This is a genomic window from Succinimonas sp. (genome assembly GCF_045225735.1).
In the GTDB taxonomy this organism is placed as follows: Bacteria; Pseudomonadota; Gammaproteobacteria; order Enterobacterales; family Succinivibrionaceae; genus Succinimonas.
In genome coordinates, this window is sequence record NZ_JBGVBR010000356.1 from 1 (window position 1) to 2,797 (window position 2,797).

Sequence of the window (2,797 nt, forward strand, 5' to 3'; positions counted from 1 at the left end):
TCCGAGAATGCCGGAATCCTCCGCATCCTGAACGGACTGCGTCGCCAGAATAACAGCGCAGTTGGCCTTGCGAAGCACCTTGAGCCATTCCCGGATCTTTTCCCGGAAAACCGGGTTTGACAGCATGAGCCATGCCTCGTCCAGCATAATGACGGCAGGCTGTCCCCGGAGATTGTCCTGAATCCTCTTAAAGAGATACAGAAGCACCGGGATACGGAACCGGTCATTAAGATTCATGAGCTCCTCGATCTCGAACACCGTGAAGGAGCTCAGGGAAAGACTGTCGCTGTCCGCATCCAAAATAAGACCTCCCGCGGATTCCCCGATGTAGTCGTTCAGGGCCGCCCGAAGATCCCTGTCCTGAAGAGCGGTATAAAAGGCCGAGAAGGTAGTTTCGCCGTTCTCGTGCATGGTATTCAGGGCATTAGCGATCTCAGATCGCTTCTCCGGCGTGAGGGCAATACCGTTAAGCTCGAAAATGGCGGCAGTCCACTCCGCAGCCCAGGCTCTTTCATTTGCCGTTTCCAGATACTTAAGGGGACAGAACCTGAGATCCGAGGATTCCGCGGCGATTTCATAATGCTGCCCTCCTGCGGCTTCGCAGAGACAGTAGAGGCTCATGCCCTTGTCAAAGCTGAATATGGTCATCCCGGGATAACGGCGGAACTGAGCTGCCAGAGTCGCCAGCAGGGTGGATTTTCCGGAACCGGTAGGGCCGAGGATGAAGGTGTGTCCCAGATCCCCGTAATGAAGGTTAAGCCGGAAGGGCGTTCCTCCGGAGGTTACGCAGTGCATGAGCACCGGGGAATCCTTGGGATAAAACGGGCAGGGCGCTGCGGGATCTCCCGCCCAGGGCGAAGAGGACGGGATGGCATGAGCAAAATTCAGAGTGTTTATGAGAGGGCGTCTGATATTGCAGGTGCCGTTGGAAGGGAGGCTTCCGAGATAGGCTTCAATGTTGTTGACGCTCTCGATCCGAGCTGAAAACCCAAGTCTCCCGATGGCCTTTGCCACCTCCAGAGCCTCATTTTGCAGCGTCTTCCGATCATGGTGCATGAGCACGATCACCGAGGTGTAGTAACCGGCCCCGGCGAGATCCGAGCTTATCTCCGCGGAGAAGGCATCGGCATCCTCCGTCATGGCCACGGCGTCCTGATTTATGGTCGAAGTCGGAAGATTAAAGAGCTGAGCCAGAAGCCCCCTTTCCTTCTGCTTCCATTTCCGGCGGTGCTTCTTGATCTCAGCCAGAGCAACATGCTGATCCAGAAATATGAATCTGGTGTTCCAGCGGCAGGAACAGGAAAGACAGGCAAGGGAGTTCAGAATTCCGGCGTAGCTTTGCAGCGGAAAGCCGTCAATGGCAACGCACTGAATAAACTTATCACCGATTTTCGGGATCACGCCGGAATAGAAATCATGTCCCCCCAGCACGGAATCGAGGAAGAAGGGATTAGCGGGGATTCTGACGGCAGAAAGGGAACCCGTGATGCAGAAATTGATAAAGGCCAGCTCGTCATCATAGGTTTCCGGTCTTTCGGCATCGTCATAAACCGTATAGGCATGAAGCCTTTTCAGGGTGGGAATCCCGAGAGAGAGCCTGCTTATCAGGGCATTTAAGTCATTTTTGAACTTCGCGAGAATCTCGTCAGCCCGATGGCGTTTTTCAGTATCGGAATCAGTGTACATGATCTCGATAAACTTCTGAGTGGCCAGCTTCGGCGGCAGATAGGTAATCGTGAGGACAAAATAGGACTCAAACATGAGGCCCCTGTCGTTAAAGAACCGTCTCCGTTCCTCGTCTATGGCCCGGGTTACCGGATCCGGGAAGAACGAGCGTTCCGGCCCTTCATACTTCTGAGACTCCTCCCGGACGGCGTCAAGGTGCAGAATCCAGCCGTCCCCGAGAGACAGGACTGCGGCATTGATGTAGTTTGCGAAGGCATCCCGTTCCTCCTGAGAAGCGCTGTCCGTATCGCCGCAGGTGTAGTAAAACGAAGCCGAGAGGCTCCCGTCCTTGCCGAGAACTATGCCGTCCTCCACGAGAGCGGCATAATTAAGCAAATCAGAAAAGCCCTTCTTCTTGCTCCGGTGAGTGCTGAGCTTCTCCGAGGAGGACGTTCTCACAATAAGCTCCGCCAGAACAAAAATAAAGGCAAAGCCAGCGAGAGCGAAGAAGAACACAATGACGTAATAGAACTCAATCATTTCCGGATCCTTCCCGCATACTCACGTTCAAAGCACCCTTTCTGCTCCGGGACTTCCGTAACAGCGCCAGAGCTTTTTCCTTTGCCGTTTCCGGCTCATAAACAAAAGCGCTGGTTTTGGCGGAATAGTACGGAGCGTACCGGATATAGCGGAGATAGGTCTCCTTCATGAGAGGATCGGACTTCCGCATAAGACGGGTAGCAAAGAGGGCGAAGAACCAGAGACAAAGCCCGAATGACACAGAAACCGCATTCGGGACAAGGAGTATCAGCGTAGCTGCTATGACCATCGCTGACATTACGATTTCCCGATCCCCGCCGAGGAAATCCGAAACCCGATTGCATGACCGATGAACGGTGATCATAGCTGCCAGGACTCCGCAATCAGGAAAGGGCGATAACGTGATGATCCGGGACAACGTATGTGATCACGGCCCCGGTGGCGTTATCCTTCTTGCCGGTAAAGACTTCCAGAAGAGATGAACCGGAAATGAGAAAGGCTACCACAAGCACCATGTAGCAGACCGATTTCAGGAATCCCGAGATCTCGCCTCCGAAAATAAGCATCGCTCCGGCGCCCACCATGCCGATAA

General features: G+C 53.9%; 2 protein-coding genes and 1 pseudogene. All 3 read right to left on the minus strand.

Annotated features, from left to right (window positions below; translation table 11 throughout):
• Positions 1 to 2,205, minus strand: a 2,205-nt coding sequence (locus ACJROR_RS12565) for a conjugal transfer protein TrbE (RefSeq protein ID WP_406547335.1), incomplete at its 3' end; no start/stop codon positions are given.
• Positions 2,198 to 2,569 carry a conjugal transfer protein TrbD gene (trbD, locus tag ACJROR_RS12570; protein ID WP_019002765.1) on the minus strand — a complete coding sequence of 124 codons (372 nt, stop codon included), beginning with the start codon at positions 2,567 to 2,569 and terminating at the stop codon, positions 2,198 to 2,200. The genes ACJROR_RS12565 and trbD, both read right to left, overlap by 8 nt.
• 19 nt (positions 2,570 to 2,588) lie before the next feature.
• Positions 2,589 to 2,797: pseudogene (locus ACJROR_RS12575) on the minus strand (hypothetical protein); the annotation flags it as partial.